Below are 13,506 nucleotides of genomic sequence, written 5' to 3'. Positions count from 1 at the left end.
AAATTGCTTGTTATCGGTATTTTTGGAAAGGACAATTACCAGTTGTTATTGTGCCAACCTATAATCACCCAGTAGCCTCCCGATTTACTTGGTAGATAAAAATCGGATGTAAAGTATTTAGCAATAATACCACCGCCACCTTCAAGACCATAGTATTCGTTAGCAGTTGCTGAATTATGAATGAATCCTTGCACCCAAATGCTATTCCCCTGATTTCTGTTTACAATAATTACCTCTTGGCCATCCTTCATACCCGACATCTTATAATATCTGTCGCTTGAAGGACCTCCCAAAAGCAAAGAGTGCTTGTTGGTCATATCGATATTAGTAGGATAATTTGAATTTGTTGATCCATGGTTTTCATACACATCATTTACAACTCTTCCTCCAACTTCTAAATTCCTTGTAATTTTTACATCGCCAATAAACAAACCTGCTCCTTTGTGATTTCCTGAGCTTTCGGCAACTATACCATAAGCGTTTTCCGAATCATCATTGGTTCTGGCATATACACCTCCTGAGTAATTACGATTTGACATTAATAGATCCGATGCACCTTGGTATCCAAACAATCCAAAGGCCCCGTCTTCGGTTGAAGTATGAACAGCTACTATCGCACCCCACCCGACACTAGCATCGTTGTCTTTCCAAATTTGCACTTCACCGGCTCCCAAATACGATGATCCTTCATTACCATCATGTTTTAATATGCCATTTTGGATGATCCAATCACCAACATTACCAGATTCCGCCTCGATATGTCCGGTAAGATGCACATTGTTACCACTTGCATTATCGAAGTTGATTTGTGCTGCAGTTAACTGATCGAGAATATTAACGGCACGAACTTTCATTTGCTCGGCAATTACATTGGTGGTTGCTATGGTATTGTTGGTGATAGTGGTAATATTATCATCTACATCATTAATTGATCTTGACCATGGTGCAGGTTTGTTTCCTTGCGTAAGTTGAAACCCATCGTGCAGAGTAATATCAATTGTACTATACGAGTAAATAAATAAGGTTACTGAAGTACTAGTTGGGATAAAAGTTAAAGAAAACATTTTTCTCCTATCTCCATTGTTTACTGTCAATGTATTGCTCCAAGTGTTATCATCTCCAGTTCTTGCACGAAGCTTCATGTTGATATTCCAATCGGCAGAAAATTCACAGGAAAATGTCAACTCTTTACCTATATATTCTTCAGGAATTGTTCTAACCAAGGCTAAATAACAATCGCTATCAGATGAAAGAGTTTTCTTAAATTTTAGGGTGTTCTCAATATATTGAACTGTTGCACGCCCTGATGAATAGCTATTGTCTTCAAAATAGGTATTATTAAGAAGGTTAATTGTATTTATTTGAACATCGGTTACCTTATCCCATGCGATAACGGCATTTGAACCCATTGCAATTTCATTACCAACTTGCAATGATAAACCTGCAATAAATGGAGATGTTACTGTATTTTGAGTAATTACTGTTGCTTCTGCAACAGTAATCTTTGTATCTGCCAAACTATAAGCAGAATCGGCTTTGCTTTGAGCTGCATTGGCTACGGCAGTAGCATTACTTTCGGCTGCATTGGCTTTATTGGTAGCATCGGCAGCTGCAACAGATATGGCAGAATTTTCAGCAGAATCAGCTTTTGATTGCGATCCTGTAATGGTTTCAACATTTTCATTGTCGTCAACATTATTCCAACTAATTCTAGCATTTGCACCCATTACAATTTCATTACCAACTTGTAATGATAAACCTGCAATGAATGGAGCTGTAACAGTATCCTGAGTTATTACGGTTGCTTCTGCAACAGTGATTTTAGTACCTGCCAAACTGTATGCCGAATCAGCTTTCGATTGAGCTGTGTTAGCAACGGCTGTGGCAGCAATTTCAGCAGCATCGGCTTTAGCTTGAGCATCATTTTGTATATCTAAAAAAGAAGGTGACCAAACAATAGGTTTGCTTCCTTCAGCAAGCATGAACCCATCGTGTAAAGTTAAATCAATAATACTTGTAGAATAAACAAATAAGGTGATAGATGTACTGTCAGGAGTAAATGTGATATGAAGCGTTTTTCTTCTATCTCCATCATTTACAGTTAATGTATTTGTCCATTCGTCAACAGTATTAGCACGAGCTCGCAGTTGTACATTAATATTCCAATCAGCAGAGAATTGACAAGAAAAGGTTAATTCCTTTCCGATGTATTCTTCAGGAATCGTTTTATTAAGCGCAAAATAGCAATCCGAATCCTGAGAGCTTGTTTTTTTAATCTGTACAGTATCACCAACATAAACAACTGTTGCACGGCCTGAAGTGTACGCTTGATTTTTAAATGCAGTATTATCAATTATATTGGAACTGGCAATTTGAACATTATTAACTCGCTCCCAAGAAATCACAGCATTTTCACCCATCAGAATTTCATCGCCAACCTTTAAGCCTAAAGTTGCGATGTATGGTGCTTTAATCTCACGATGAGTAATGGTAACGGCATCGGCTTCGGTAATTTTTAAATCGGCAAGATTGTAAGCGGTATCGGCTTTGGTATCAACTAAAGCAACATCGGCTTGTGTGGCTGCATTACCACCAGTAACATGTATTTCGCCCGATACCTTAACGTTTTCGAAGTATCCGTTATCTTTCACATAGATACCTTTATCCATATCGCCAAACACAGCCGAATGCATATTAAGATATCCTATTTGTGTAATGATGTTCGAGAAATCGGTATTGTGATCGTTTACACCGCCAAGCACACAAATAAAACCATTTAAACCATCAACAAAAACTGAGGTTTGTCTATCGGTATCAGTCTCGTTTCCTTTACGTGCCAACACCATATATTTACTTGGTGCTATTCCGTTTCGAGAATTCAATACTGCCTGGTTGTTTGCCAAATCAACCGATACAACATCGAAGTAAGCGGTTTCGAATCCGTTACCATCGTTGTATATCCCGATCAGGATATCATCAACTTTATGGGAAACTCCATCGCCTTCCTCAATTTTATAAGTAATGGTATATGGTCCGGTTCCCGATACATCTTGAATGATACCAGGATCGGTAAACCAAAATTCATTACCTGCCACTCGCACCTGATTCTTAATCAATTCAGGAGTACGAATAAATTCACGAACGATTAAAGATTGCAGTTCCATGTTCCCTGCCTGATCCATACGGCCACCAACTCCGCCAATTATTCCTGGAGCAAAGTTCTTGGTTGTAAATGTGCCGTTTACTATTGCATCGGCCATTTCCCAATTAATGGTTGGCAAATCGGCATTGTACTTATTAAAATAATCAGCAGCAGCTATACCTCCTAAATGATTTGCATCGTTGGCAATGTCGGCATAACCGGCTTTAATCTTGTCATTGGCAATTTTAAGATATAGGGAATCATTAACAAGCTCTGTTTTATTCCAGTAATCAGCTGCAGAAATATTTCCCAATCTGTCGGCATTGGCCACCCATACTTCACCTCCGTTTTGCTCGAGGTAATTGGCGGTTATTGCAATAGAATCGAGCAGCGCTTTTTGTGATGGATTGTGTACATCTACTTTTTTGGCGTAGGGTGTTAAATCAATATTAGCATCATCACCATCCACACCTTTCAAATTCACAGCAACACCCCAAGTTCCATCCTCATTCTGAAATTGCAAACTTGTACCAACCCAACGATGAGCAGGAACCTCACCACGAAGATCCACTTCAGCTCCCCAGGATAAATTTGGTTTTTGAAGCTGGAGCTTCGATCCATTCCAACGATGATCCGGCATTGGTCCGGCCGGACCTTGTTCACCTGTAGCCACATGAGGAACCATTTCCAATTCCTCATTACTACGGTTGAATTCATCAACAAGATCCTGGCTAAATAAATATGGAGGATTCTCCGGAAGTTGGGCCGAAAACTTAAGAACGTATCCTTTTCTGTCTTCAACTTTTTCTCCAGAGTTAAAACTATTCGTATAAGTAAGAGCCACATCTACGCCCAATAAACGCATTCGCGCCCTATGGTCCTTCACTATCAGCACAAACTTATGCTGATCCATTTTTGCAAGTAGAGTGGTAAAAGCAAGTGAGTCTCCAGGAATAAATACAGTAAAATCGATATTGTAAACAACACCATCAGCAGTATCCTTTTCTTTAATCTGCAGCTTTGCCGATTCTTGAGCAAATTCAATTTCACTCCAGGAACATCCCTCCAGTAAAGAAACTGAATTTACAATACCATTAATAACATCACTGATATTTGAAACTTCTTTTTCTGGAGCAAACCAAAATTTCCAAATTCCTCCCTGATCTTCCGGATACTTTACTTTATGAATCATTCAAAACGCCCTCGCTAACTTTTACAGACTTCTGTGGAAACGAGCCTGTAAACTTTAGCCAATAGCCTTTTCTATCTTCAACTTTCTCCCCTGAGTTATAATCAGAAATACCTTTTAAGCCACCATCTTCGGTACCCAACAGAGTCAATCGCTGTTCATGATCACCAACTATCAGCATCAGTTTACAGGTCTCAATACAGTTGGCAAGATCAGAACCTTCGAAATCATCGCAAAGGACAAACAGCTCGAGCGTTGGTTTGTACACGTTGCCATCACTTGTATCCTTTTTAGGTTCTTTAAACTTTATCGATTCCAAAACGAATGGAATCTTTTTCCAATTCGTTCCTGGAACACGATCGATATTTAACACCAATCCTTCAGCTGGAGGATCTATTGATTCCAAATTTGGAAAAGGAAGATAATGCAGCTGAGCCATTCCTCCCATGTTGTCAAATATTTTGCTATCTGTCATGATCTGCAATAGTTTGCATGAATCAATACTGATTCATAAGTTTTAATTTATGTATGTTGTGAAAGGACAATTATGCAGCTTCAGCTGTTGATTTTTTTTGTTTTTTCTTCGATCTTTTTTTGTTGTACTTTCTTTGCCTCCATCTGTAGAAATCTTTCTTCATTCGTTCAATGGTTTTTTCATCATCTGGCAATCCGTATTTATAAATTAGCATGATTATGGCATCGTTTTTCAGATATCCATCAGAATGCAATTTGCACATGTCGCTATGGAACTCCAGTTGGTAAAGATCAATTACCCTTTGCTGGAACAAAATCAAAGCTTTTTCCGGAAGGTAATAATTCACCTTCTCATCATACGGCTGGAGTGGAAATTCTATTTCGAATGTTTCATCACCAAAATCATCAGTCTTTCTTCCTGGAGGAGTTGGCTTCTTGCAAAACGACAATAAGGTGTTTAAATCATGATCGCGCGGAAACTCAAAATTCAAGCGATTTGATTTAAAATGATTCTTTAAAAAAAGTTGATAGAAGGGTTCAAGTTTGGTAATAATTACTGTACTCATGTGCAAGTATTTAGAATTGAATATAAGTGAATGGTATTTCAATTAAAAAGACTTGTGGCGGCTATGAAATCAAAGATAATAAAAACCGTAGTTAAACAAATCAAAAACTTTCAATTTTCTTAACAATAATCCAAAATGGCATTTTTCCACTAAAAAGTAGCACCCCTAAAAGTTGAAGCTTTTTTGTATTAAAATGTAATGACCTTTGCAAGTTGTTAAATATCAATCTGTTTACAATTACAATATACAAAACTCTAAAATGTATGTGCTTGATTTTCATCAATTACATTTTTGTAATTGGATGCCAATTTATGTAATTCCTCAATTTCTTTTAAATTGGACTTAATCTAAATAAGGTTAAAGCCTTGAAAATTACAATCTTCAATTAAAAATGTAATTCTTTTGTAATTCTATAAGTATTTAATTTCGACCAATATATATATGAAAATTACAAATTACAATTTTTTTAAGAGATTGGGGTTTAAGGGGGAAGGGGGCTAAAGACCGCAGGGCGAACTATGTTTTTAGTTGTCGATTTTGTACGCATTTGGTTTCGCAGATTTGCAAGGGCAAATGTTGAAATATGGCGTGCCTATCTGGTGCCTGGTTAATGCAGTAAATAGGAGCTGCAATTTGAAGTTTTTGATTCGCCTGAAGCTTTGGTATTACTTGAGCTGAAGAATCTCTGAGTGGGGGAGTGTAAAGCTTGTGGCCAATACAACAAATAAAGGCAATCGGCACACAATAAAAATGCCCCTGGAGGGGCATGGCATAACCGGCAGCATAGTCCGGAAAAGAATAGTGAATAATACTGCAGAAAAAAACCGAACTGATTAGGTCCGGTTTAATGTATTTAGAATGGCAAATCATCCTTTTCGTTTTCTGTGAGAGTCTCATCTGGCTCTATTGGGTTAGGTTCTCGTTTGCCCCAGTAAATAGCCCCCCCAAGTATGGCCATTGCTTCCTTTTGCTCTTTGCTCATCTTCTCATACACTTCTTTCGGAAGATCCTGCTTCAATAAGTGCGTATCCTTACTTTTATTATCGGCACTCTTGTTCTTTATCTCAAAAGCTCTAACGTTTAAATACAAGCCTTTTTCACCTCTAAACAAATGATTGTTATCGATAGGAATTACAAGGCATTCTTGCTTTCCTGATTTCTCTCCGTTATAAGTTCTAACGAAGCTTTCTAGTTGTCTTAAATTGATTTTAATGCTAATGTCAGCCATAATATTAAATTGTATAGATTGTTAGATATTTAATTCTTTTTTGCTGGAGCTTCTCGCTCCTCTATTAGTTCCCAGGAAAAGATATCATGGATGAAATGAAACTGTCCATTATCCAATAAAAACATATCATCTTTCTCGATGTAAGTTCCTACTAAATCATCATAGTTGTAAATCTCAAATCTGATTCTCTGTCCATCTTTAGGCAAAGTTGATCTGTCAATCTTTACCACATTATTGTATGAATAATTACTCATAGCCTAACTTCTCCATAACCCAAAGTCCAAATTCTTCAAGATCCATTACATCCATGCTATTACCAGACTTCAGATCTATCTCATCATAAGCAGCTGCTTTTGCCTTTAATTTGTCCAAACAATGAGTGCACAGCATCCGATCCACATCTACCCAGGAGCAATTCCCTTTCTCCGGATCAGCACAAGCTCTATTGTCAGTGCAACCACAAATTGAACAAACACCAGGAACTTTGTTTTCCTGCAGGAATTCAGTTCCTTCTTTCGTATCAATCATTGCAATAATCTGAGCTTCTTCACCTTCATCCAACGTTTCATTAAACTTCTCAATGCAGTTTAATACTCCAGTTGCTTCAACAATTCGGCTATACTCTTTTGTAAATACTTCGTAGGTTATTAGTTTCATCTTCTTTTCGTTTTCAATTGGAACAATATTCAATTCGCCTGGCAAATGATGCTTATGCTTCATTTCTATCATTTAAGTCTTTTTTAAATGTTTCTGCAAGAACTCTTCTTGGATGTTTGATATTTTCACCGTTAATTCCTGTCAGTCCAACATCTCTGCAGGCACCTCCAGTACAATCATCTTTAACTTCAATACATTCATACATGATTAGTGAAGTTTCGAACACTTCAGTTATTATAGCCTTTACGCCCAATTCTTTAACGATCACTTCCAACCCTTCTTCTGCAACTATATCAGGTTTGTCTGGATCCATTTCTTTTTCCCTAAGATCAATTTCACGAATTGGGAATGGCTTAGTCCATTGTGCCTTTTTCATTCCTTCTCGTTTCAACAGCAATTCAAATGTAGGATGACACTCTTCCATTGTTTTCATATCCATAATTGTTGCCGTTCCCTTTCGAATGTCTAATACATCAAACTCAAGAGGTTCTTTAATTTCATTTTTATATGAAAATAGCGAGCCACTACATTTCTGTTTTGTCCCAACTAAATCCTGATATTTTTTAGGTAAATCCATCCGTTTATAAGTTTATTTGTTAGTATTTAAATCTAGGTCCAGCAGACATTCTCGGCTTATCTATTCTGGTGTTTTCACGTCCAAAACCTTCTAGTATTTGATATAGCTGCATTATCTCATCCGGATGAAAAGTGTATGTCTTAACAATCTCTTCTTTTCCTCGTTTCATAATTATTAAAACACTGGGTTCATACTTGAAATTAACATCTGCAGCAACGCAAAATTCTTTGTTCAAAAATCGAACATGGCTTAATATGGTTTGATTTGTATCGTTAACTTCAGCAACAATATTTATCAAGTTTCTTAAGTGATTTTCTAAAGTCTCAATTCTAGTCTTTTGGTTAATCAATCTATTCTCAATTGAAGTAACTCCTAGCTTCAATTTAATCCAGGCCTTTATCTTTTCTATCATCACTTATTCTTTTGGTTTCTCAGCTAATGCAAATTCCATTGGCTCGTATGGAGAAGTATTCACAAAATCCTTTAATTCGCACTCAACCTTGGTAAATACAGGATATTTGTATCTGAATGGATGAAAGTGCAGATCTTCTTTCTTTACTTTCATTTCTCCATAACCTTCCATTGCATTCATTACAGAAAATCCAATCGATAGGATATCATTGATCATGGCACCAAGTCCATTTTGATAAGATGGATTATCATCGTATGCAAATCCTGGATTCATCTTTGCCATTCTATAATATGACTCAATCTCTTCCGGACCAAAACCATCTATTTCACAAAGCTTCTTAAGCTGCTGTTCTGATAAATGTATTTGAATATTGAAAACTGTTTTTTTCATTGGTTTATAAGTTTATTGGTTAGCTGTAATTACTTCGTAGTATTGATTAAAATATTTTTCGTAAAAGTGATCAGGCTTTCTATCAGTAATGAATATGAGCTTTGGCGTTTTTCTAATGAATGGAGCTTTACCTTTACTATTAACAAGTATGTTACCATTGATAAACGGAAACCAAAAGGTGTAATTATGCATTGGGTCCCGATCCCATAAGTAAATTACTATCACATCAGTTTCTTCATTAACGCTGCCAAATAGGAAAGTTCTAATCTCTAAACACTTGTTACTGTAAATCTCCATTCTACATGGATGCTCATAATTTTCTAATAATTTGGCTACTTCTTTTTCGCCTGTGTGTATTCTAGAACTTACAATAATTGTTGCTTTTTCCATCGGTTTATAAGTTTATAAGTATTAAAATGCCATTGATGCCTGTTCTGCTTCGGTTAATTTCTCATCCTTTGGAATTGATACTTCAGCACCTGTGAAGATGTAGAAGTACTCTCTGGTAGTTCCTTCAGTAGTTTTAGTAATTCTTCTGTGAACTTTATCGTTACAAGCTCCTAGTGGATTAAACTCAAAATCATGATAATCACAGAATGCCATAATAGCTTTCTTAAACTGAGTTTTCTTGTATTCTTCGCGCTGTTTAGAACTTAAACCACGTTTGAAATCTTCAAAAGCAGTTTCCTTGTTTATTAAAGTATTGTAGTAACCAATTCCTTCAGGTGAAATTGTAGGCTTATTATCTCCTTTGTACAATTGGAAATAACCGCTTGCCCAGTAGAAGAACTCTTCATCCTTCGATCTTAAACCTTCAGTCATTTTTCTTCTCAATTGACGTTTGTCCAGGTTACCCATCGGAGGATTAATCTTCTCAAATCGCATGGTCATTTGTATTGCATATGCAATAATGTTATCAAATACCACCCATTCTTCATCCGTAAAATCATCGAATAAACGCTTGCCAAATTTCATGGCCGGATTAACCGTTTGCTTGTAGTCGTTTTGCTTGGTGCTTTCATGGTAATAATCCGAAACACCAGAAAAAAGCATTCTGGCCAAAGTGGAGTTATCGGTATTTCTCAATTCAAAGTTCGATGATATAAGCATTTTACCTGAATCCTTATATTCCAATGTTTCCGGAGAAAGGTGTTTGTTATTCACTTCACGCTTACCGGTTACCTGAGTATAGAAGAAATCCATTTCGGCATACTCATGCAAATCATCAACCTCAATAGCCTGGTGAAACTTAGTAAAACCATCGTAAATAAACTGGTTCTCTGTTAACTTCTTATTTCTACCACCAATGTAATAACAAGGTCGAACTTTATTAATGGCCATAGTTAAAAGCGATTTTCCCGAACGTCCGGAAGATTTTCCTACTTCAGAAATCTTAAGATCCTGAAGGAATACCATCCAAGGCTTAGCAGGATCCTTGTACTGTGCGCACATGTAACCAAGCGTGAAAAGGATATTGGCCAATAACAGATCCTGTTCTTTCTTTTCCTGTTCAGTTAGTCCTTTCTTCAGCTCCAGTTCCTTTTTCCAATATATATGAGAGATATCTTTCAAGAATCGAATAAAAATATTCTCCTTGTCATTAATGGTTACTTTGTAACGTTCCGACTCTTCAATCTGTGAGATTTTAATATTCAACTCTTCACGTTTATCCTGGTCGGTAGTTTGTCTCAGCTCGTCTATCAGCTTTTTATACTCACCAGTTTCTTCCACCTCAATTGGTGGTTTCTTCAGTAGCCTGATACTTCTATCATTTATATGAGAAATATCCTTTTTGTTCACGGTAAGTTTTCCCAGAATATAATTCGGAAGATCTCTGTGATCTATTCGTGTAATTTCATCCTTGGTTATTTTTAAAGCTCCATTTCGGTAACAAATTGTATCAAACTTAGAATTGAAATTATTGAACTCAGGTGCAATTTCTGCAAGTTCCTGTAGGTTGTTTTCCGATATTTGGTTACTCGAGTTAATCTTGTTTAAAATGGCATTTTCATCCATTAGGTAACGCGATCGGATCCACTCCTTACTAAATCGCTTTGTAATTTTCTTGATGTCATCCGGATGAATCAGCTCTACAGTTTTACCATTAACCCTGGCATAACAGTAACCTGCTTTTTTGTGATATTGCGAATCCATCACATAAAAACCATTCGCCTGGAGAAAGAAATAATAATACTCTAAATTGATATTGTATGTATCATTACCATTCTTGTCTTGCGACTTGGTCCAAAACTTCATTGGTTTGGCATTCGCCTTAAGTACTGTAAATTTTCGGCTTGTTTCTTCCTGATTTTTGCCGGCAACATTTACAAAATCTTTAGCATCCTTACAGGGATTTCCTCTCCAGTCTTTTTTAGTTTCAATCCATTTCGGAAGCTCCAGAGTGAAAATGTTAATGTATTTCAATCCCATTTTAATGGCCTGAGCTCTTCCGGTAGCATCACGATCCATAATTTGGTAGTGGTTCTCACACATATAATCAAGCTGCTTATATTGGCCATCGGCATAATTAGCCGATTCTGAGTTCAACCAATAAACATGAAAACCAAGCGAAGCAACATTTAAGGCATCACTTTCACCACTGCAGCGAAACAGATCTTTAATATGTGGTTTTTTGTGATCAGGACCTTTGTAGGTACTTTCACCTTTTTCATCTACCAATTCATTTTTAGCATCCTTAAGTTGCTTTAATCCATAGATGTAATTTTTCGGCTTTTCACCAATGTAAAGAAATCGATATCTTTTCTCCACTTCCATTGGTCGGTAAAGCTTTTTAAAATCACCATAGTCGAATAGGAAAATTGGAAAATCTTCCGTTGCAGCGTATTGGTGAACCACATCACGATTCATCTTCTTTGAAGTGCCGCAGTATTCGTAACTCTTTACAACCCTACAATTAAACTTCTCCAGTAATGCTGGAGTAACATATCGGCCAAAGTATCGGCAATCTGCTTCATTTATCTCACTTCGTTCTTTAAAGTTCCAGGAATAATCTCCTTTTACATCTTCAGGCTGCATTTCCCTGAAGGAATAATCAGCTTTATATTTTGGCTTCTTAAAGTCACCACCCGAAAGATCTTTTCGAACAATTACTTGTTCTATAAATTTCAATGCATCGGGAAATTGCAATCCTTCAGTACGCATTACATACGAAATGGAATTCATGCTGTTTACCTCGTTCTGATTACCAAAATCAGTAATTCTCCACTGACCTTTGTAAAATGCTACTCGAGCCGAAGCTGTTTTTTCTTCACCGCGATCTTTAACTCTATGTTGTGGATTATTGAAATCCACTCCATGGAAATAATAGGCAAAAATGTCATATCCTTTATTTGTTTCTTCAAAAACAATTTCTTGATCAATGTAGCTCATACTTGTTTAAGTAGTAGAAATTCAACTTCAGAGTTAGTTTTTAGTATATCGTACTTTTCAATTAGCTGGTGTCTTAGCTTTTTCATTGGCAAACCATAAGAGGCAATTGCAAAAGCATTCATGGTTTCACCTTCTGGTCCATTCAAATCAAATCGAGTCCAAACATCCACCAATTCAGCACGAATTATTTCTTCCGGATTTTTCGGGTTGGTCATTTCGTAAACCGGAGCTTCAAAATCCTCTTTCTTGTCCCAGTTTACTCTTTCACCATAAGGAGTATCGCTTGCCGGTAAGCAAATGGTGAAATAATCATGGTTTGGTCGGGCATGTTGTAGTTGTATCATCTGGTTTGTCGGTTTTTAGTTTTTCAAAAAAGAAATCTTGAGTGTATTTATCTAGGTTTAAAGCATTCAAGGAAAAAACAGTCTTATATTGTATTTGCAACTTCGGTTTTCTATGGATTAATGCCATGTATGACATTCCATCTCTATTGTCTTTATTTTGACTCATAATCATTCCCCTTAACCATTATTTCCAGTTCATGAGCAATTTGCTCAGCTCTCATTTTCTCTTTCAATTGATCAATGTCCATTACTCGAGCTGCAGCTCCTAAAACAATATCTCTGGTTCTATCGTGCTGTAACATCAAGAGAGCCAATTCAGAAATGCAATCTTCTGTTGATCCTACCGCTAAAATTCGTACTTTTGACATACTGATTAATTTAAATTAGTTAACAACATGAAAGCCGTCCTAGCCTCCAAGCAATGTGGACGGCTTTCTTAATTCTCACTCTAAACTAAAAGGTTTTGCAAAAGGCTTCGAGCTTCTGTTGCTTTCACGCACCAAAGCGGAAGCCTTTTGTTCTGATCAGAAAAATATCTTTTAAATGGAGCTGCCGAAAGCCCCACAAGTGGCAGCCCCATTTATATCGTGCGTTTCGTTTCCCGGCTTTACTGATGTTGTAAATAATGAAAAAGTAAAATGAGGTTGCTCCCCAGATTTCGGTATCCACACACACATTATCTTTATTCTTTTTGTTGACAGCTGCACTGTTTATTTTCATGTACGATTCCTTCGGTATGGCCATGAAACTCTTCAGAATCTATAACACCGGTATCTTTACAGCGGTAACATTTATATTTTGGCTTTTGTACCAACATAGCTTTCACCTTATTGGCTGTACATTTAATCGAATTCTTATAATGGCCAACATTACCAGGAGTCAATCGATCCGCTTCGTTTTCAATTACATTAAGCAGTAACTCAACCATCTGTAAATCTTCTTTAGATATCGTGCAATTCATTTTTAATCGATTTTTTAATTCTTACTATTCTTTGTTTTCTCTCCAGATGATCATTCTTATCGGAGAATGAAAGCTGATTGAGCTCAGAACTCACAGCCTCAAATATTATCTTGAGATCGACTTCATCCAGCTGATGTATCGAATACTCATTATCTGATTTATCAACATACATGATT

General features: G+C 36.7%; 15 protein-coding genes. All 15 read right to left on the bottom strand.

The window, feature by feature from the left end; genetic code table 11:
* Positions 1–35: 35 nt before the first annotated feature.
* Complete coding sequence (locus tag DF185_RS19855) at positions 36–4,334, bottom strand: hypothetical protein (protein ID WP_110362929.1); 4,299 nt, start codon at positions 4,332–4,334, stop codon at positions 36–38.
* A complete protein-coding gene (locus DF185_RS19850) occupies positions 4,324–4,806 on the bottom strand; it encodes a hypothetical protein (RefSeq protein WP_110362927.1) in 483 nt (160 codons plus the stop codon). Before DF185_RS19850 ends, DF185_RS19855 begins: the two co-directional genes overlap by 11 nt.
* Positions 4,807–4,876: 70 nt before the next feature.
* Complete coding sequence (locus tag DF185_RS19845; protein WP_110362925.1) at positions 4,877–5,371, bottom strand: hypothetical protein; 495 nt, start codon at positions 5,369–5,371, stop codon at positions 4,877–4,879.
* Between the two features lie 853 nt (positions 5,372–6,224).
* Positions 6,225–6,599: a hypothetical protein gene (locus tag DF185_RS19835; RefSeq protein WP_110362921.1), complete on the bottom strand. Its 375-nt coding sequence runs from the start codon at positions 6,597–6,599 to the stop codon at positions 6,225–6,227.
* Between the two features lie 29 nt (positions 6,600–6,628).
* A complete protein-coding gene (locus DF185_RS19830) occupies positions 6,629–6,853 on the bottom strand; it encodes a hypothetical protein (protein WP_110362919.1) in 225 nt (74 codons plus the stop codon).
* Positions 6,846–7,319, bottom strand: coding sequence for a hypothetical protein (locus tag DF185_RS19825; RefSeq protein WP_133250099.1), 474 nt, complete (start codon positions 7,317–7,319; stop codon positions 6,846–6,848). Before DF185_RS19825 ends, DF185_RS19830 begins: the two co-directional genes overlap by 8 nt.
* Complete coding sequence (locus DF185_RS19820) at positions 7,309–7,833, bottom strand: hypothetical protein (protein WP_110362915.1); 525 nt, start codon at positions 7,831–7,833, stop codon at positions 7,309–7,311. Before DF185_RS19820 ends, DF185_RS19825 begins: the two co-directional genes overlap by 11 nt.
* A gap of 19 nt (positions 7,834–7,852) precedes the next feature.
* Positions 7,853–8,245, bottom strand: coding sequence for a hypothetical protein (locus tag DF185_RS19815; protein WP_110362913.1), 393 nt, complete (start codon positions 8,243–8,245; stop codon positions 7,853–7,855).
* Positions 8,246–8,248: 3 nt separating this feature from the next.
* A complete protein-coding gene (locus DF185_RS19810; protein ID WP_110362911.1) occupies positions 8,249–8,635 on the bottom strand; it encodes a hypothetical protein in 387 nt (128 codons plus the stop codon).
* Between the two features lie 12 nt (positions 8,636–8,647).
* Complete coding sequence (locus tag DF185_RS19805) at positions 8,648–9,025, bottom strand: hypothetical protein (protein WP_110362909.1); 378 nt, start codon at positions 9,023–9,025, stop codon at positions 8,648–8,650.
* A 21-nt stretch (positions 9,026–9,046) separates the two neighbouring features.
* The gene (locus DF185_RS19800) at positions 9,047–12,025 is read right to left on the bottom strand and encodes a C1orf53 family protein (RefSeq protein ID WP_110362907.1); all 2,979 of its coding nucleotides are present in this window, start codon (positions 12,023–12,025) and stop codon (positions 9,047–9,049) included.
* Positions 12,022–12,369 (bottom strand): hypothetical protein, encoded by a 348-nt coding sequence (locus tag DF185_RS19795; protein WP_110362904.1) that lies wholly within the window; start codon positions 12,367–12,369, stop codon positions 12,022–12,024. Before DF185_RS19795 ends, DF185_RS19800 begins: the two co-directional genes overlap by 4 nt.
* A gap of 152 nt (positions 12,370–12,521) precedes the next feature.
* Positions 12,522–12,737 carry a hypothetical protein gene (locus DF185_RS19785; RefSeq protein ID WP_110362900.1) on the bottom strand — a complete coding sequence of 72 codons (216 nt, stop codon included), beginning with the start codon at positions 12,735–12,737 and terminating at the stop codon, positions 12,522–12,524.
* Positions 12,738–13,051: 314 nt separating this feature from the next.
* Positions 13,052–13,330 carry a hypothetical protein gene (locus tag DF185_RS19780; protein WP_133250098.1) on the bottom strand — a complete coding sequence of 93 codons (279 nt, stop codon included), beginning with the start codon at positions 13,328–13,330 and terminating at the stop codon, positions 13,052–13,054.
* The gene (locus DF185_RS19775; protein ID WP_110362896.1) at positions 13,311–13,502 is read right to left on the bottom strand and encodes a hypothetical protein; all 192 of its coding nucleotides are present in this window, start codon (positions 13,500–13,502) and stop codon (positions 13,311–13,313) included. The genes DF185_RS19780 and DF185_RS19775 overlap by 20 nt, the downstream gene beginning before the upstream one ends.
* Positions 13,503–13,506 lie beyond the last annotated feature (4 nt).

Source organism: Marinifilum breve, from assembly GCF_003202155.1.
Classification (GTDB): domain Bacteria; phylum Bacteroidota; class Bacteroidia; order Bacteroidales; family Marinifilaceae; genus Marinifilum; species Marinifilum breve.
Note: the sequence above shows the minus strand (reverse complement) of the source record. Positions and strands in the feature narration are given on the sequence as shown.